This window comes from Rhizobium sp. CIAT894 (assembly GCF_000172795.2).
Lineage (GTDB): Bacteria > Pseudomonadota > Alphaproteobacteria > Rhizobiales > Rhizobiaceae > Rhizobium.
Genome location: NZ_CP020947.1, coordinates 1,775,585 through 1,791,093, shown reverse-complemented (window position 1 = coordinate 1,791,093; position 15,509 = coordinate 1,775,585). Strand labels below are relative to the sequence as shown.

Sequence of the window (15,509 nt, the reverse complement as noted above, 5' to 3'; positions counted from 1 at the left end):
GCTTTGTCGTCATCCGTACGGAGAAAGTCAATCTTCGGATCACCCGCTCGCGGCGGGATTGCCGGCCATTCGTCATTTCGGGGGAGGAAGGCCAAATTTTATCGTGCCCGACAGAGGCGTGGAATAGCATTTCTTGCCAACTCAGCCTTGTGAAGGGAAAAGACCGTTCCTAAAGTAAGAGTTCGAATAGAGGCAGATTCCATGACCTTCCACCCTTCCGTCCTCGAAGCCATCGGCAACACCCCCCTGATCAAGCTCAAGGGCGCTTCGGCTGCGACCGGCTGCACCATTCTCGGCAAGGCGGAGTTCCTGAACCCCGGCCAGTCGGTGAAGGATCGCGCGGCGCTCTACATCATCCGCGACGCGGAGCGGAAAGGTCTGCTTCGGCCCGGCGGCGTCATCGTCGAAGGCACGGCCGGCAATACCGGCATCGGGCTGACGCTGGTCGCCAAAGCACTCGGCTACCGCACCGTCATCGTCATCCCGGAAACGCAGAGCCAGGAAAAGAAGGACGCGCTGAAGCTGCTCGGCGCCGAACTCGTCGAAGTGCCCGCCGTTCCCTACAAGAACCCGAACAATTACGTGAAGGTCTCCGGGCGGCTCGCCGAGCAGTTGGCGAAGACCGAGCCGAACGGGGCGATCTGGGCAAATCAGTTCGACAACGTCGCCAACCGCCAGGCGCATATTGAAACGACCGCTCGGGAAATCTGGAGGGATACCGACGGCAAGGTCGACGGCTTCATCTGCTCCGTCGGCTCCGGCGGTACGCTGGCCGGTGTCGCCGCCGGCCTGAAGGCTTTCAATGCGAACGTCAAGATCGGCATCGCCGATCCCGACGGCGCCGCTCTTTATGAATTCTATCAGAACGGCACGCTAAAATCCGAGGGATCCTCGATCACCGAGGGCATCGGCCAGGGCCGCATCACCGCCAATCTCGAAGGTTTCACGCCTGATTTCTCTTATCGGGTCTCCGATGCCGAAGCGCTTCCCTATCTTTTCGACCTCGTCGAAAACGAAGGCCTGTGCCTCGGCGGCTCGACGGCGATCAACATTGCCGGTGCCGTCAAACTCGCTGGAGATCTCGGCCCCGGTCACACAGTGGTGACGATCCTCTGCGACTACGGCAACCGCTATCAGTCGAAGCTCTTCAATCCGGATTTCCTGACCTCGAAGGGACTGCCCGTTCCGGGCTGGATCGCCAAATCGTCCGAGATAGACGTTCCCTACGAACCCGCGTGAGACCCCATGCCCGTCAATGCCCTCTATCGTGACGACTTCTATCTCTCGACATGCGAGGCGATCGTCACCGCCGTTCACGAAGACGGGGGCATCGAACTGGACCAGACCTGTTTCTATGCGACATCAGGCGGCCAGCCAGGCGATACCGGAGCGCTTGAACGCGCCGACGGCTCCAAGATCGCACTCGGCCAGACGAAGCACGGCCCGAGCAAGGATATCGTCATCCATGTGCCGCTCGAAAACGAGCCGCTGCCTGATGTCGGCGAAAAGCTGGTGCTGCATGTCGACTGGCAGCGCCGCTACAAGCTGATGCGCATGCACACGGCCTGCCACCTGCTGTCCGTCGTCTGCTCCTATCCGATCACCGGGGCTGCCGTCGGCGAAGAGGAAAGCCGCGTCGATTTCGATATGACCGAGACGATCGACAAGGACGCGGTAACGGCCAGGCTGATGGAACTGGTCGCCGAGAATCATCCGGTCTATCTGCAATGGATTACCGACGAGGAACTTGCGGCCAACCCCGATATCGTCAAATCGAAGAACGTGCGCCCACCGATCGGGCTCGGGCGCGTCAGCCTCGTCTGCATCGGCGAGAACTCCTCGATTGACAGCCAGCCCTGCGGCGGCACACATGTCTCGGAAACACAGGAAGTGGGCCAGATCCATATCGCCAAGATCGAGAAGAAGGGCAAAGAAAATCGGCGCTTCCGCATCCGATTCGGCACGCCCGGCGATGAAGCCTGACCATCAAGGGAGAGCATAATGAGTGAGACCAAGAGCCGTTTCGTCGTCTCGGCCGATTGGCTGCAGGCCGAACTCGGGAAACCGGATCTGCGCGTGCTGGATGCCTCCTTCTATCTGCCGGCGCAGAAGCGCGATGCCGACGCCGAATATGCCGCCGGCCATATTCCCGGCGCCATCCGTTTCGACCAGGACAAGATCGCCGACCATTCGACCTCGCTGCCCCACACGATCCCCTCGCCCGATTATTTCGCCGCTGAGGTCGGCAAGCTCGGCATCAGCGAGAACGACCGCATCGTCGTCTATGACGGTATCGGCCTGTTCGCCTCGCCGCGCGTCTGGTGGCTGTTCCGGGTGATGGGGGCAAAAAATGTCTTCGTGCTCGACGGTGGCCTCGACGGCTGGAAGGCCGAGGGTCGTGCGCTCGAAACCGCCGTGCCCAGCCCTGCGGCGGCGGTCTTCACGCCCGATTTCGACGCGAGCCGCGTGGTGACGCTCGATACGATGCGCGACATCGTCGCAAGCGGCGCGATGCAGATTGCCGATGCCCGCAGCGCCGGCCGTTTCGCCGCCGCCGAGCCCGAGCCGCGTGCCGGCATGCGCTCCGGCCATATGCCCGGCGCCCGCAGCCTGCCTTCCGGCGTTTTCGCCAATCAGGGCCGGTTCAAATCGCTGCCCGAACTCCGCCGGACGATCGAGGATGCCGGCATCGATCTTTCGAAGCCCGTCGTCACCTCCTGCGGCTCGGGCATAACAGCTGCGATCATCACGCTGGCGCTGGAATCGCTCGGCCATCACGACAACAAGCTCTATGACGGCTCATGGAGCGAATGGGGCAGCCGTGAGGATACGCCTATCGTCACCGGCCCGCCGACGCCTGATAAAGCCTGATCGCCATGGGAAAGACGCCCGCTTCGCTCAAAGCCCACATCACCCGGCTGGAAATGACGGCGCCGCCGAAGGCGAGCATGCCCGTGCCCGTCAATATTCAGACGGCGATCATGCGCGCGCCTGCGATCCCGCTGCCGTTCTATCGCTACCTCTACCGGCAGGTCGGCGCGCGCTGGCAATGGGTGGACCGGCTGCGCATGAGCGACGAGCAACTTGCCCAGACGCTGAACGACAAGCGCAACAATATCAGCGTTCTCTATGTGAACGGCGCACCCGCCGGCTTCTATGAATATTTCTGCGAGGACGAGGATACGATCGAGCTCAGCCATTTCGGCCTGATCGAACATGCGCTCGGCCTCGGCATCGGCAAATGGTTTCTGCTGCAGGCGCTCTACGCCATCTGGTCGCTCAATCCGAAGCGGGTCACCACCACGACAAACAATCTCGATCACCCGCGCGCGCTGCAGCTCTATCAGATGTACGGCTTCTCGCCGGTTTCGACCGGTACAGGCATTGTCCGGCCGCTCAGCGACAAGGAGTTGCTGGAGATGGCCCGGAAAGGCTGAGGGCGGATTTTCCGACCCCGCCGAAGTGGCTTACGATTCGTCTTTTTCAAGGGGAGATACCGACGACTTGCCCTTGTCAGGCCAAGCGGAACGAAGCGCCTTCCATAAATCTCCCAACAACACGATCGTCCCGACGCCGCGTCTCTCTCTTACGAATTGATCGAGATCCGTCCGGTCTTTCTTTTGTTCGTCTTTCACAGCAAACCACCCACCTTTTCAAAAGCTAATCCTGACGCATCGTATGCTTACGCCCATCTTATGAGACGGACGTCATGGTTCAAAAATCAATTGGATCACAAACTCCACGTTTTTTCGACAATTCGACGTCTCCAAGCAGTGTTCCATGCGATCGTCCACCACCCTGCGGACGCGCAAGAAACGGGTGGCTTGAGCAGCCGCCCAGATGCAAATTCATGGCGATCACAAGGAGATCTGCCATGACCGCCATTCGTTTTGCCGCCATGCCGACTGCCGATGCCAGAGCCCTCTGGAACGGCGGCCGCGACGCCTATGATAATCTGCCCGAGACAATGACATCAGACGGTGACGGCAACCCTTGCCGCCATTGCCTGCAGAATATCGGAGAGGGCGACGAGTTTCTGGTTTTCGCCTACAGGCCCTTCCCGGAGCTGCAGCCCTATGCCGAGACCGGGCCGATTTTCCTGCACAAGAACCCTTGCAAGCGCTACGCCGCCGAAGAGATACTGCCGCCGGTGCTCACGACCAGCCCCGACTTCATCGTCCGCGGCTATGGCGAGAACGACCGTATCGTCTACGGCACCGGGGCGGTGACCGAGATCGCCGATATTCCGGCCTATGCCGAGACATTGCTGGCGCGACCTAGTATCGCTTACGTGCATGTGCGCTCGGCGCGCAACAACTGCTTCCAATGCCGGATCGACAAGGTAAAAGCGCCGGCCTTTGCAGAGACCGGCGCCTTAACTTGACCTTGAGTCAGGCAGCTTACGCAACGTTAAGCACACTCTCCGGCGCGAAGGCCTCGTAGCCGAGCGCCTCGGCGACCGGCTTGTTGGTGATGCGGCCCTTGTGAACGTTGAGGCCGTTCCTCAGATGCTTGTCTTCGGCGATGGCGCGCAGGCCGCGGTCGGCAAGCGCCAGGCCATGGACGAGCGTCGCATTGTTCAGCGCATGCGCCGAGGTGACGGGGACTGCGCCCGGCATGTTGGCGACGCAATAATGCACCACGCCGTCGACCTCGTAGGTCGGGTCGGAATGGGTCGTCGCATGCGAGGTCTCGAAGCAGCCGCCCTGGTCGATGGCGACGTCGACGATGACGGCGCCCTTCTTCATGCCGGATAGCATCTCGCGGGTGACGAGCTTCGGCGCTGCGGCACCGGGGATCAGCACGGCGCCGATAATCAGATCGGCCGAGAAGACCTCCTCCTCCAGCGCCTGGATGCTGGAATAGCGGGTGTGGATGCGGCCGGAGAAAATATCGTCGAGCTGGCGCAGGCGCGGCAGCGACCTGTCGAGGATGCTGACATCGGCGCCAAGGCCGGCGGCCATCCGGGCCGCGTGCAGGCCGACGACACCGCCGCCGATCACCGTGACCTTGGCCGGGAGCACACCGGGCACGCCGCCGAGCAGGACACCAAGGCCGCCATTGGCCTTCTGCAGGGCGGTTGCTCCCGCCTGGATCGACAGGCGGCCGGCGACCTCGGACATCGGCGCCAGCAGCGGCAGGCCGCCGCGCTCGTCGGTCACCGTTTCATAGGCGATCGCGGTGACGCCGGAGGCGATCAGTCCCTTGGTCTGTTCGGGATCGGGTGCAAGATGCAGATAGGTGTAGAGTAGCTGACCGTCGCGAAGCTGCGCCCATTCGGAGGGCTGCGGCTCCTTCACTTTGACGATCATGTCGCACTTTTCGAAAATATCCCTCGCGGAGGCGGCAATCTTCGCGCCCGCCGCGGCATAAGCGGCGTCATCGGCGCCGATGCCGGCGCCCGCCTTCGTCTCCACCCAGACTTCATGGCCATGGGCGACGTATTCGCGCACCGAAGCCGGCGTCAGGCCGACGCGATATTCATGATTCTTGATTTCCTTCGGGCAACCGACACGCATTGGCGTTCCTCTCCTGTCATCTCCGCAATCGCGGATCTCCTCAGACGATGAATCCAACCACCAAGGCCGCGAAATGTCCTTGCAAAGACGATTTGCAGAGAGGCGTTTTTTCGGCGATTATTGTGTTCTTCCTCCTTTTCTTCGAAGGTTCTTCGAATGGCTGATCTCGATACCATCGATCTTGCGATTCTCAAGGCGCTGCAGGCCAATGCCCGGATCACCAATGCCGAGCTTGCCGAGAAGATCGGACTGTCGCCTTCGGCCTGTTCGCGCCGGCTCGACATCCTGGAAAGAAGCGGCGTCATCGACGGCTACCATGCGCGGCTTTCGCACAAGGCGCTCGACTACAAGATGATCGCCATCGTGCATATCTCGCTCTCGGGCCAGTTCGCCAAGACGCTGGCGGAATTCGAGGCGGCGGTGAAGCTCTGCCCCAACGTGCTCGTCTGTTATCTGATGTCGGGCGAATATGACTATATTCTCAGGGTCGCCGCCCGGGATCTCGAAGATTACGAGCGGATCCACCGCGACTGGCTTTCGGCCCTGCCCCATGTCGTCAAAATCAATTCGAGTTTCGCGCTCAGAGAAATCATCGACAAGCCGAATGTCGGGCTTTGAGGCCTTGCATATTTGCCGAAAGCCTGCCCAGACTTTTCATGCGCGCGGGCGTTTCCCGCTCATTGGCAAATCATGACATCGAAGACCCACGGCTATATTTTCGCCCTGCTGGCGCTCACCATCTTTTCGCTGCAGGACGCCATCTCCAAACACCTGGCATCCGCCTATCCGCCGATCTTCGTGACGATGATCCGCTACTGGGCTTTCGCGCTTTTCACCATCGTCCTCGCCTCGAAGATGCGCGGCGGCCTCAAAGCGACGGCCCGCACCAAGCGCCCCTTCCTGCAGGTGACGCGCGGCGTACTGCTTGCGGTCCAGGTGGTTCTGGCCATCACCTGTTTTGCCGTGATCGGCCTTGCCCGTTCACAGGCGATCTTTTCTGCGACGCCGATCCTGATCGCGCTGCTGGCGATGCCGATCCTCGGTGAACGGGTCGGGTGGCGGCGGTGGGCGGCGATCGGCGCCGGACTTTTCGGGGTGCTGCTGATCCTGAAGCCGGAAGGTGAATTTTTCGATGTGAAACTGCTTATCGCTGTCGCTTCCTGCTTCAACTTCGCCTTCTACGTCATCGCCACCCGTCTCGTCAGCCGCGACGATTCGTCGATGACGAGCTTTTTCTATACCGGCGTCGTCGGGGGCGTGACGATGACGCTGATCGGGCCGTTCTACTGGAGCTGGATGTCGCCGGGCGACTGGGGCTGGATGGCGCTCGTCTGCATGACCAGCATTTCCAGCCATTATTTCCTGATCCGTGCCTACGATATTCTCGATGCCGCCGCCGTCCAGCCGCTGACCTATCTGTCGCTTGTCTACGCCTCGATCATCGGCGTGACGATCTACGGAGAAACGTTGAGCTTCAACATGATCGTCGGCTCGGTCATCGTGGTTGGAGCCGGCATCTTCACCGTCTGGCGTGAACATGTGGTGGGGCGCAGGACGGCCGCCGCTGGAGCGCTGCGCGTAGAATAGGCCCCGAAAAACGTTCGACGCAGGATATCTTCGTTTTGTCGGTGTCGCTTATCGTCCGGTTCATCGTCGCATTTCAATGCACATGAGTAGAGCGATCACTCTACTTTTTTCTCATGACAACGAGAAAAGAGAAAATCGCCGGTGATCTCGACCGCCAGTTTGCGGAGATGGGTTTCGCCGAACAGGGCGTCGAGGCATTGCGAGCGGGAGCCGACGTGTCTTTGCGGACGCTTTATAAGTATTTTCCGAGCCGCGAAGCGATGGTGGTCGGAGCGCTGGAGCACCGCGACAAAGCGTATTTCGACTGGCTCGCAGGCGGGCCGGAGGGCGGGATCGGCCATGTTCTCCATCCAATCGTTCGACTCGGTGACTGGTTGCGCGAAGTGGCGAACACCGGCTGTCTCTTTCTCAATGCGTTGGCGGAACATCCGGACAGCGCCGCTATTCGCGAGACCGTCCTGGACCATAAGGCACGGCTCGCAGATGAATTTCGCATCCGTCTTCAGACCATTGCCCCTGACAAAGACATAGAGCGGCTCGCCGAAACGCTTTTCCTCCTGCACGAAGGCATGACGCAGACTGCGCGCCTGCAGGGACGAGATCGGGCGACTGAGGCGGCACTTCGCGCGGCGAAAGCGGCGTTGGCGGCGGAAGGTATCGTCCCCGATGCAGACCTCTTCGGTGAACCTATTATCAGCTTCCAATCCTGAGGTGATCGAAATGAGATTTTCCGAAAAGAAAGTCCTTGTAACAGGTGCTGCCGGCGGTATCGGTGCGGCCATCGTGCGCCAGCTTCGCGCCGAGGGAGCGCGCGTGGCGGTGGCCGACCGCGATGTTTCAGGTATCGAGGCCGAAGCTCGTCTGCCCGGCGACCTTCTCGCGGCGGCCTATGCCGACGGGTTGCCACAGGCCGCCTTCGAGGCGCTCGGTGGTCTCGACGTCGTCGTCAACAATGCCGGCGTCATCACCCGTGGAAAGGTGACCGAAACCACGGACGCCGATTGGGACCTCTCCGTGGGGGTCAACATGCTGGCGCCGTTTCGGATCAGCCGTGCGGCGATCCCGCTTCTGGCGGCCGGAGGCGGTGGCGCGATCGTCAACACGGCGTCCTGCTGGGGCCTGCGCCCCGGTCCCAACCATGCCGTCTACTGCATGACCAAGGCGGCCATTGCCTCGCTGACACAATGCATGGGCATGGACCATGCCCACCAGAACATCCGCATCAATGCGGTCTGCCCGAATGAAGTCAACACGCCGATGCTGCGCACAGGCTTCATCAAGCGCGGCTTCGATCCGGATACGGCGGTTGCCGAACTTGGCAAGACCGTACCGCTTGGCCGCATCGCCGAGCCGGAGGATATTGCCGATGTCGTGCTCTTCCTCGCGTCGGACGCTGCCCGCTACCTGTGCGGCACGCTGGTCGAGGTGAACGGCGGAAAGGCGGTGGGCTGATGCGTTTCGAAGGAAAGGTTGCGCTGGTCACCGGTGGCCGTTCCGGCATCGGTCAGGCGATTGCCCGGAGATTGCGAAATGAGGGTGCGCAGGTCTTTACCGCCCAGCGTGGCGAAGACCAGGAATTTGCGAGTTTTCCGGTCGATTTCGCCGATCCCGCCTCGGCGGGCCGGGCGGTTGAACGGGTGGTCACAGATGCCGGGCGGCTCGATGTGCTCGTCAACAATGCGGGCATGATGCAGGAAGCGCTCACCGAGGACATGACGCTGGTGGATTGGGAGCGGAACATCGCCGTCAATCTCACCACGCCCTTCATGCTGATCAAGGCCGCCCTGCCGCATCTCAGAGCGTCGACGGGCACCATCGTCAATATCGGCTCGATCGAGGGTCTGGGATCGAACCCGAAACATGCGGCCTATTGTGCGTCCAAGGCCGGTCTTCACGGCCTGACGCGGGCAATCGCGATCGATCACGGAGCCGAGGGCATCCGCTGCAATGCGGTTGCCCCAGGCTGGATCGATACCGACCTCAACGTGGATTTCATCGAGAGCATGCCGGATCCGCAGGCCTTCCGCCGAGAGATCGGCCGCATCCATCCGATCGGACGGACAGGAAGGCCGGAAGAAGTGGCGGCGCTGGTCGCCTGGCTTGCCTCACCGGAAGCCGGCTTTGTCACCGGCCAAGTCTGGACCATCGATGGCGGGCGCATGGCGAAGCTGAGCCTGCCCTGAATGAATGTGGGATGGCGAGTGCAACGGTTTGCTTATCACGCCGGCGCGTGAAACAGATCTAGAAAATGCTGAATCGCTCATATGATCGTTTCAGTGCAATTTTAGCCAAGCCACTAAAACCATTTCAATTTTCGGACGCTATGTTCCCCTCCTGTATCCAAGGGAGACAGTATGACCCGCAACTTGAAAATCACGGCGCGGAAGGCCGATCGGCAGAACTGCCGTGTCTTCGGCAGCGTCAAATATCTGAACAGCGAAATAGATGTCCGCATTCTCAACCTGTCGGTGACCGGCGCCGCTCTGGAGACGAAGACGCCGCTCCACGCCGCCTCCGGCAGCAAGGTGCGCATCGAAGCCGAAAATATCGGACTGCTCGAAGGCATCATCCGCTGGAAGCACAATGGCCGTATCGGCGTGCAGTTCGATGTGAATTCGAATGCCCGGGCACAGGTCTCCTCCTATTTCCGCTTTTTCCATAAGGAAATACGGCCGGTGCTGGCTGTGCGCCAGCTGAGAGCCGCGACCAGCGGCGACCGCCCACCCCATTCGGCAACGCCGACGCTGAAATCGTAAGGCCGTACCGCTTCTGCGCCGAGGAGCGGCTGAAATCGTCCAGGAACTGCGGTTGGCGTGGGGTGCCGCCCGCAGGCGATGGAGCCTGAAGACTTTTCGTCGTCGCCAGCGGCTTCTCCACATTGCCGTAAAGCGCCTGCGTCTTGTCGACCAGCCTGGACGCGATGCGCCTGAAATCTTTAATCGTTGGCAATGACGACTTTGCCCGCCCCTCCGCGAGGGGCAACCGGAAGACTCCACCATAGATTGCAATTAAAACCATTGCGCCGTTGCCGCTGATTGTTTGCCGTCCTGTCATTTTCGCAGTGTACTCCTCGCCAAATCGTCCTAATTCTGACGGGCCGGACGATGTTTTTTGAAGGAGAGTTCACATGTCTTCCATTTTCGACGTTGGCGTCATGAGCCGCCGTTCTCTGCTCGGCGGGCTTGCCGCCACTTCCGCCCTGGTGCTGCTGCACCCTTTCAGCGCGCGCGCCAGCGCCAACCAGGCGCATCTCCGGCTGATGGAAACGACGGATATTCACGTCAACGTCTTTCCCTATGACTATTATGCCGACAAGCCGAACGACACGATGGGTCTTTCCCGCACCGGGACGATCATCGACAATATCCGCGCCGAGGCCGTCAATTCGCTGCTGATCGACAACGGCGACGTGCTGCAGGGCAATCCGATGGGCGACTACATGGCCTATCAGCACGGCATGAAGGACGGCGACGTCCATCCCGTGATCAAGGCGATGAACACGCTCGGCTATACGGTGGGAACGCTCGGGAATCACGAATTCAACTACGGCCTCGACTTCATGTTCAAGGTCCTGTCCGGCGCGAACTTCCCCTTCGTCTGCGCCAACCTGACCAAAGGCCAGCTTGCTTCGAACCCGAAGCAGGACGAGCTCTTCTTCAAGCCCTACGTCATCGTGGAAAAGCAGATCAAGGACGGCGCCGGCAATGAGAGCCCAGTCAAGATCGGCTTCATTGGTTTCGTGCCGCCGCAGATCATGCTCTGGGATATCAAGAACCTCGAAGGCAAGGCGCAGACGCGCGACATCGTCGAGGCTGCCAAGGCCTGGGTTCCGGCGATGAAGGAAGCCGGCGCCGATATCGTCATCGCGCTCTCCCATTCCGGCATCGACGGAGCTGCGCCGTCCGAAAAGATGGAAAACGCCTCGCTGCATCTCGCCGCCGTCGAAGGGATCGATGCGATCTTCACCGGCCATCAGCATCTCGTCTTCCCCGGCCCGAAGAGCTGGGACGGCATCGCCAATGCCGATCCCGTCAAGGGCACGCTGCATGGCAAACCCGCCGTCATGGCCGGCTTCTGGGGTTCGCATCTTGGCCTCATCGACCTGCTGCTCGAAAAGGACGGCAACAGCTGGAAGATCGTCGATTTCACCTCGGAAGCACGGCCGATCTACCATCGTGACGACAAGAAGAAGGTGGTTGCCGACTACGCCGACAAGAAGGAAGTGGTCGAGGCGGCAAAGGCCGAACACGAGGCGACACTCACCTATGTCCGCACGCCCGTCGGCAAGACCTCAGCACCGCTCTATTCCTACTTCGCGCTCGTCGCCGACGATCCCTCCGTGCAGGTCGTCAGCCAGGCCCAGACCTGGTACATCAAGCAGATGCTCGCCGATACCGCGTTCAAGGATCTGCCGGTGCTGTCGGCGGCGGCACCCTTCAAGGCCGGCGGCCGCGGCGGCGCCGACTACTATACCGACGTTCCGGCCGGTGACATCGCCATCAAGAACGTCGCCGACCTCTATCTCTATCCGAACACGGTGCAAGCTGTTGCGATCACCGGTGCACAGGTGAAGAACTGGCTGGAAATGTCGGCCGGCATGTTCAATCACATCGAGGCCGGCTCGAAGGATGCGCCGCTGCTCAACAGCGACTTCCCATCCTACAATTTCGACGTCATCGACGGCGTGACCTACCAGATCGACCTGTCGCAGCCGCCGAAATATGATTCCTCAGGCAAGGCGATCAATCCGGATGCCAACCGCATCCAGAACCTCGCCTTCGACGGCAAGCCGATCGATCCGGCCCAGAAATTCGTCGTCGTCACCAACAATTACCGCGCCGGCGGCGGCGGCAGTTTCCCGGAGATCGCCGCCGACAAGGTGATCTTCCAGGCGCCAGATACCAACCGTGACGTCATCGTCCGCTATGTCCACGACCAGGGCACGATCAATCCGTCGGCCGATGCGAACTGGACCTTCAAGCCGCTGCCGGGCACGACGGCGACCTTCGAAAGCGGCCCGAAGGCAAAGCAGTTCCTCTCGGCAGTCAAGAGCGTCAAGATCGAGGATGCCGGCGACGGCGCCGACGGCTTCTCGAAGTTCAGGCTGGTTCTCTAACCGGAAGAAAATTTCGAGGAAGGCGCCCCCGCGCCTTCCTCATTCGGCCGCGAGCGGCGGTGCGGTGTCACGCAGTTCCGCCATCTCGGCATGGAAATCGGCCTGGTTCGGGCAATGGGAAAGCCGTGTGCGGAAGGCGTCGATCATCCAGCTGGCGGCCGGTCCGGGCGGGTTGGCGAGCTGTCGCATCGAATAGATGGCATACTCGCCCTGTTCATAGGCATCCAGATCGAGATGGATGAGCGCGCCGCTGCGCAGATCGTCATGGATGATGGATGCAGGAAGGCCGCCCCAGCCAAGGCCGGCTTTAATAAGCTGGTGCTTCATCGCAATATCGCTGACGCGCCACGTCTTGTAGGACAGAACATTGAAATCCCGCCCCTTCGTCCGGCCCGACGCGTCGGTGACAACGAGCTGCACTTCTTCGCGCACGTCGCCAAGCGTTAGCGGCCGGTCTATTTGGGCAAGCGGATGGTTGGGCGCGGCAACGGGCAACATGAAGGAATGGCCGATCCGCTCGGTGACGACGGAATCGTCCTGCCTGAGGACTGCGCCGCCAATCCCGATCGTCACCTTGCCGCTGAGGACGAGGTCCATCACCACGCCGAGCTCGCCAACATTGAGGTTCAACGCAACGGATGGAAATCTTTCGCGGAATTCGTGCAGCACGTCCACGACGGCCCGCGATGGCACCATGACGCTGATGGCGACGGAAACCTCGGCTTCGAGGCCCTCCCTCAGGCTCTTGACGCGCGCCCGCATGACCTGCAGGTCACCAAGGATTCGCCGCGCATCCTCCAGCATCGCCTTGCCCGCATCCGTCAGCTTCGGCTGGCGAGCGCCGGAGCGCTCGAAAAGCGGCATTTCAAGCTGGGCCTCCAGATTGGCGATCGTATAGCTGACGACCGACTGGGCGCGGTTCAGCGCCCGTGACGCGGCCGAAAAGCTGCCGGTCTCGGCAACGGTCAGAAATACCTGCAATTGATCCAGAGTCGGGTTCGGAAGCATCTTCCATCCATTCCATCGATAGTTTCGATCGACATTATCACCGTTTTTTCGATAGCAGGCCAGACCTATTTTGCCTCTCGACACCGCGGCTCATCTCCCAGCAACGGGCCGTCAAATCCAATTCGAAAGGAAATGCACCATGTCGTCCATCCTTCTTCTGACGTCCAGCCCGCGTGCCGAATCGCTCTCGACGCCGATCGCCGTCGATCTCGCCGAAAAGCTGAAGAACCAGAAGCCGGGCAGCGTCGTCGTCCGCCGCGACCTCGCCGCCAATCCGCTGCCGCATATCGATGACCTGTTCACCGGCGCGATCCGCAAGCCGGCGGAAGCCCGCACCGCCGAAGAAATCGCAGCCATCAAGACGTCCGACGAACTCGTCAACGAACTGCTGGCCGCCGACACGATCGTCATCAGCACCGGCCTGATCAACTTCAACATCTATTCCTCGCTGAAGACCTGGATCGACAACGTCGCCCGCGCCGGCCTGACCTTCAAGTACACGGAAACCGGCCCGGTCGGCCTGGTGACCGGCAAAAAGGTTTATGTCGTGCTCACCTCCGGCGGCGTCTACTCGCAGGGACCGGCAGCTCCGTTGAACCATGCCGTGCCGTACCTGAAGTCGGTTTTCGGCTTCCTCGGCATCACCGATGTTGAAACCATCTATGTCGAAGGCCTCGCCTTCGGCCCGGAAGCTGCCGAAAAGGCCATCGACGCCGCCAAGTCGCGCGTTCAGGAAATCGCGCTGGCTGCCTGATCGGCTCTCATCGCCTACTGTCGTGCAGCGGCCGGCTTTCGCCGGCCGTTTGTCATTTGTCGATGTCGGCGACAAAATCCCGGATCGTCGCGAGAATTTCGGCCGAGAGATCCTCATCGGCAGAAATCCTGGCAAGGCCGACGCCGCCCGCCATCATCGCGAAGGCCATGATCGCCTTACGTCGCCTTTCGCCTTCGTCCGCTCCCGCAGCCTTGCTTGCCAAAGCTTCGAAATTACGCCTGAGCCCGGCCGTCGCGATCGCCCTCGCCTTCTCGCCGCTGCGGGATAGATCGGAGGTCAGCGCAGCAAAAGGACAACCTTCACCGGGATTGTCGCGATGATAGGCGCTGACATAGCGATCGGCAATATCGGCCGCGGTCATCTCCGCCGGGTTCAGTCCTTCGGCCTCAAGCCCGCGTCCCCATGAATCGAAGGCGAACTGGACTGCCTCGGCGACGAGATCGTCGCGGGAGGCGAAGTGCTTGTAGAAGCCGCCGACAGTCAGCCCGGCCTCCTTCATCAGGTCGGCGACGCCGATACCGTCAAGCCCCTCCTCGCGCAGCCGCCTCGATGCGGTCTCGACGATCTTCTCGTGCGTCTTCTGCTTTTCCAGTTGCGAACGCCCCATCGGATTCTCCCTGCATTGCCTCTTGACTTACATGGATTACAATCATAATCCTCATAGATAACGATCATAATCCAGATCGTTGTCATTTCCAAGAGGAGCATGCATCATGCGTCTAAGAAACAAGGTCGCCCTGATCACCGGCGGCAACAGCGGTATCGGTCTTGCAACCGCCAAGGTGTTCATCGATGAGGGTGCCAAGGTGGTGATCACCGGCCGCAACCCGGAAACGCTTGCCGCCGCCGAAAAGGCGCTTGGGGCCGGCGTGCTGGCGCTGAAGGTCGACGTCACCGATGCCGCCGCCACCGAGAAGGCTTTTGCGGAAGCTGCCGCAAAAGTCGGCAAGTTCGACATCGTCTTCGCCAATGCCGGCATCGGCGGCGCGACACCGCTCGGCGACACGTCGCCGGAGCAGTTCGATCGGATCATCAGCACCAATCTGACGGCAGTGTTCTTCACCGTGCAATCGGCCCTGCCGCATCTCAACGACAGCGGCTCGGTGATCCTCAACGGCTCGGTGCATGCCGTGCTCGGCGCTCCCGGCTGGTCGGCCTATGCGGCCACAAAGGCTGCGGTGCGCGCGATGACGCGCAATATGGCGTCGGAACTCGCACCGCGCGGCATCCGCGTCAACCAGGTGACTCCCGGCGGCACGAAGACACCGATCTGGTCGCCGATGGCACCCACAGAAGATGCGATGTCGGCGCTCGAGGCTCGCATGGGCGGTCTGAGCCCGCTCGGCCGCATGAGCGAAGCCGACGAAATCGCCAAGGCGGCGCTCTATCTGGCGTCGGACGATTCCGCCAATGTCACCGGCATCGAGATCACCGTCGACGGCGGCATGACAAGTGCGCCGTCCGGCGCCAAGATCTTCCGCGCCGCCTGAGCAAATCGGACCCG

The 15,509-nt window shown here is 61.2% G+C and carries 18 protein-coding genes; 14 read left to right on the top strand and 4 right to left on the bottom strand.

The features are described from left to right. The first annotated feature begins 201 nt into the window (after nt 1-201). Genes RHEC894_RS08875 through RHEC894_RS08860 form a run of 4 tightly spaced genes read left to right on the top strand, consistent with a single transcriptional unit; the run spans nt 202 to nt 3,437 of the window. Nucleotides 202-1,239, top strand: coding sequence for a cysteine synthase A (locus RHEC894_RS08875; RefSeq protein ID WP_085736985.1), 1,038 nt, complete (start codon nt 202-204; stop codon nt 1,237-1,239). Between the two features lie 6 nt (nt 1,240-1,245). After that, nucleotides 1,246-1,983, top strand: a complete 738-nt coding sequence (locus RHEC894_RS08870; RefSeq protein WP_085736984.1) for an alanyl-tRNA editing protein — start codon at nt 1,246-1,248, stop codon at nt 1,981-1,983. Nucleotides 1,984-2,001: 18 nt separating this feature from the next. Continuing rightward, nucleotides 2,002-2,871 carry a 3-mercaptopyruvate sulfurtransferase gene (gene sseA / locus RHEC894_RS08865; protein ID WP_010069291.1) on the top strand — a complete coding sequence of 290 codons (870 nt, stop codon included), beginning with the start codon at nt 2,002-2,004 and terminating at the stop codon, nt 2,869-2,871. Between the two features lie 5 nt (nt 2,872-2,876). Next, nucleotides 2,877-3,437 carry a GNAT family N-acetyltransferase gene (locus tag RHEC894_RS08860; protein WP_010069290.1) on the top strand — a complete coding sequence of 187 codons (561 nt, stop codon included), beginning with the start codon at nt 2,877-2,879 and terminating at the stop codon, nt 3,435-3,437. Nucleotides 3,438-3,714: 277 nt separating this feature from the next. Here RHEC894_RS08860 and RHEC894_RS32935 read toward each other — a convergent pair whose 3' ends face one another. Further along, nucleotides 3,715-3,876 (bottom strand): hypothetical protein, encoded by a 162-nt coding sequence (locus tag RHEC894_RS32935; protein ID WP_164517677.1) that lies wholly within the window; start codon nt 3,874-3,876, stop codon nt 3,715-3,717. On the opposite strand from RHEC894_RS32935, the gene RHEC894_RS08855 reads away from it, so the two are divergent. Continuing rightward, nucleotides 3,875-4,384, top strand: a complete 510-nt coding sequence (locus RHEC894_RS08855) for a DUF1203 domain-containing protein (RefSeq protein WP_085736983.1) — start codon at nt 3,875-3,877, stop codon at nt 4,382-4,384. The two genes, RHEC894_RS32935 and RHEC894_RS08855, sit on opposite strands and share 2 nt — an antisense overlap. Nucleotides 4,385-4,400: 16 nt before the next feature. Here the strand turns inward: RHEC894_RS08855 and ald are convergent, their stop codons facing one another. Further along, nucleotides 4,401-5,519 carry an alanine dehydrogenase gene (ald, locus tag RHEC894_RS08850; protein ID WP_085736982.1) on the bottom strand — a complete coding sequence of 373 codons (1,119 nt, stop codon included), beginning with the start codon at nt 5,517-5,519 and terminating at the stop codon, nt 4,401-4,403. Nucleotides 5,520-5,675: 156 nt separating this feature from the next. On the opposite strand from ald, the gene RHEC894_RS08845 reads away from it, so the two are divergent. The 7 genes from RHEC894_RS08845 (at nt 5,676) to RHEC894_RS08815 (ending at nt 12,222) form a co-directional block, all read left to right on the top strand. After that, a complete protein-coding gene (locus tag RHEC894_RS08845) occupies nt 5,676-6,137 on the top strand; it encodes an Lrp/AsnC family transcriptional regulator (protein ID WP_003578798.1) in 462 nt (153 codons plus the stop codon). A 72-nt stretch (nt 6,138-6,209) separates the two neighbouring features. Next, nucleotides 6,210-7,106 carry a DMT family transporter gene (locus tag RHEC894_RS08840; RefSeq protein WP_010068909.1) on the top strand — a complete coding sequence of 299 codons (897 nt, stop codon included), beginning with the start codon at nt 6,210-6,212 and terminating at the stop codon, nt 7,104-7,106. Nucleotides 7,107-7,219: 113 nt separating this feature from the next. Beyond that, nucleotides 7,220-7,816, top strand: coding sequence for a TetR/AcrR family transcriptional regulator (locus RHEC894_RS08835; protein ID WP_085736981.1), 597 nt, complete (start codon nt 7,220-7,222; stop codon nt 7,814-7,816). Between the two features lie 10 nt (nt 7,817-7,826). Then, nucleotides 7,827-8,558: an SDR family oxidoreductase gene (locus RHEC894_RS08830; protein WP_085736980.1), complete on the top strand. Its 732-nt coding sequence runs from the start codon at nt 7,827-7,829 to the stop codon at nt 8,556-8,558. After that, complete coding sequence (locus tag RHEC894_RS08825; protein WP_085738909.1) at nt 8,555-9,289, top strand: SDR family oxidoreductase; 735 nt, start codon at nt 8,555-8,557, stop codon at nt 9,287-9,289. The genes RHEC894_RS08830 and RHEC894_RS08825 overlap by 4 nt, the downstream gene beginning before the upstream one ends. A gap of 171 nt (nt 9,290-9,460) precedes the next feature. Further along, on the top strand, nt 9,461-9,862 hold the full coding sequence (locus tag RHEC894_RS08820; protein ID WP_010065169.1) for a PilZ domain-containing protein: 402 nt from the start codon (nt 9,461-9,463) through the stop codon (nt 9,860-9,862). 371 nt (nt 9,863-10,233) lie between these two features. Beyond that, on the top strand, nt 10,234-12,222 hold the full coding sequence (locus RHEC894_RS08815; protein WP_085736979.1) for a bifunctional 2',3'-cyclic-nucleotide 2'-phosphodiesterase/3'-nucleotidase: 1,989 nt from the start codon (nt 10,234-10,236) through the stop codon (nt 12,220-12,222). A gap of 39 nt (nt 12,223-12,261) precedes the next feature. On the opposite strand, the gene RHEC894_RS08810 is transcribed toward RHEC894_RS08815, so the two are convergent. Beyond that, nucleotides 12,262-13,230, bottom strand: coding sequence for a LysR family transcriptional regulator (locus RHEC894_RS08810; RefSeq protein WP_010067349.1), 969 nt, complete (start codon nt 13,228-13,230; stop codon nt 12,262-12,264). Nucleotides 13,231-13,369: 139 nt separating this feature from the next. On the opposite strand from RHEC894_RS08810, the gene RHEC894_RS08805 reads away from it, so the two are divergent. Further along, nucleotides 13,370-13,984, top strand: coding sequence for an FMN-dependent NADH-azoreductase (locus RHEC894_RS08805; protein ID WP_085736978.1), 615 nt, complete (start codon nt 13,370-13,372; stop codon nt 13,982-13,984). Nucleotides 13,985-14,036: 52 nt separating this feature from the next. On the opposite strand, the gene RHEC894_RS08800 is transcribed toward RHEC894_RS08805, so the two are convergent. Next, a complete protein-coding gene (locus tag RHEC894_RS08800; protein WP_010068845.1) occupies nt 14,037-14,612 on the bottom strand; it encodes a TetR/AcrR family transcriptional regulator in 576 nt (191 codons plus the stop codon). A gap of 106 nt (nt 14,613-14,718) precedes the next feature. On the opposite strand from RHEC894_RS08800, the gene RHEC894_RS08795 reads away from it, so the two are divergent. Further along, nucleotides 14,719-15,495, top strand: coding sequence for a glucose 1-dehydrogenase (locus tag RHEC894_RS08795; RefSeq protein ID WP_010068846.1), 777 nt, complete (start codon nt 14,719-14,721; stop codon nt 15,493-15,495). Nucleotides 15,496-15,509 lie beyond the last annotated feature (14 nt).

What these genes read in the sequence shown, in the direction of transcription:
- RHEC894_RS08875 (WP_085736985.1), top strand. Translation starts at nt 202, where the DNA reads ATGACCTTCCACCCTTCCGTCCTCGAAGCCATCGGCAACACCCCCCTG.
- RHEC894_RS08870 (WP_085736984.1), top strand. Translation starts at nt 1,246, where the DNA reads ATGCCCGTCAATGCCCTCTATCGTGACGACTTCTATCTCTCGACATGC.
- sseA (WP_010069291.1), top strand. Translation starts at nt 2,002, where the DNA reads ATGAGTGAGACCAAGAGCCGTTTCGTCGTCTCGGCCGATTGGCTGCAG.
- RHEC894_RS08860 (WP_010069290.1), top strand. Translation starts at nt 2,877, where the DNA reads ATGGGAAAGACGCCCGCTTCGCTCAAAGCCCACATCACCCGGCTGGAA.
- RHEC894_RS08855 (WP_085736983.1), top strand. Translation starts at nt 3,875, where the DNA reads ATGACCGCCATTCGTTTTGCCGCCATGCCGACTGCCGATGCCAGAGCC.
- RHEC894_RS32935 (WP_164517677.1), bottom strand. Translation starts at nt 3,876, where the DNA reads ATGGCAGATCTCCTTGTGATCGCCATGAATTTGCATCTGGGCGGCTGC.
- ald (WP_085736982.1), bottom strand. Translation starts at nt 5,519, where the DNA reads ATGCGTGTCGGTTGCCCGAAGGAAATCAAGAATCATGAATATCGCGTC.
- RHEC894_RS08845 (WP_003578798.1), top strand. Translation starts at nt 5,676, where the DNA reads ATGGCTGATCTCGATACCATCGATCTTGCGATTCTCAAGGCGCTGCAG.
- RHEC894_RS08840 (WP_010068909.1), top strand. Translation starts at nt 6,210, where the DNA reads ATGACATCGAAGACCCACGGCTATATTTTCGCCCTGCTGGCGCTCACC.
- RHEC894_RS08835 (WP_085736981.1), top strand. Translation starts at nt 7,220, where the DNA reads ATGACAACGAGAAAAGAGAAAATCGCCGGTGATCTCGACCGCCAGTTT.
- RHEC894_RS08830 (WP_085736980.1), top strand. Translation starts at nt 7,827, where the DNA reads ATGAGATTTTCCGAAAAGAAAGTCCTTGTAACAGGTGCTGCCGGCGGT.
- RHEC894_RS08820 (WP_010065169.1), top strand. Translation starts at nt 9,461, where the DNA reads ATGACCCGCAACTTGAAAATCACGGCGCGGAAGGCCGATCGGCAGAAC.
- RHEC894_RS08815 (WP_085736979.1), top strand. Translation starts at nt 10,234, where the DNA reads ATGTCTTCCATTTTCGACGTTGGCGTCATGAGCCGCCGTTCTCTGCTC.
- RHEC894_RS08810 (WP_010067349.1), bottom strand. Translation starts at nt 13,230, where the DNA reads ATGCTTCCGAACCCGACTCTGGATCAATTGCAGGTATTTCTGACCGTT.
- RHEC894_RS08805 (WP_085736978.1), top strand. Translation starts at nt 13,370, where the DNA reads ATGTCGTCCATCCTTCTTCTGACGTCCAGCCCGCGTGCCGAATCGCTC.
- RHEC894_RS08800 (WP_010068845.1), bottom strand. Translation starts at nt 14,612, where the DNA reads ATGGGGCGTTCGCAACTGGAAAAGCAGAAGACGCACGAGAAGATCGTC.
- RHEC894_RS08795 (WP_010068846.1), top strand. Translation starts at nt 14,719, where the DNA reads ATGCGTCTAAGAAACAAGGTCGCCCTGATCACCGGCGGCAACAGCGGT.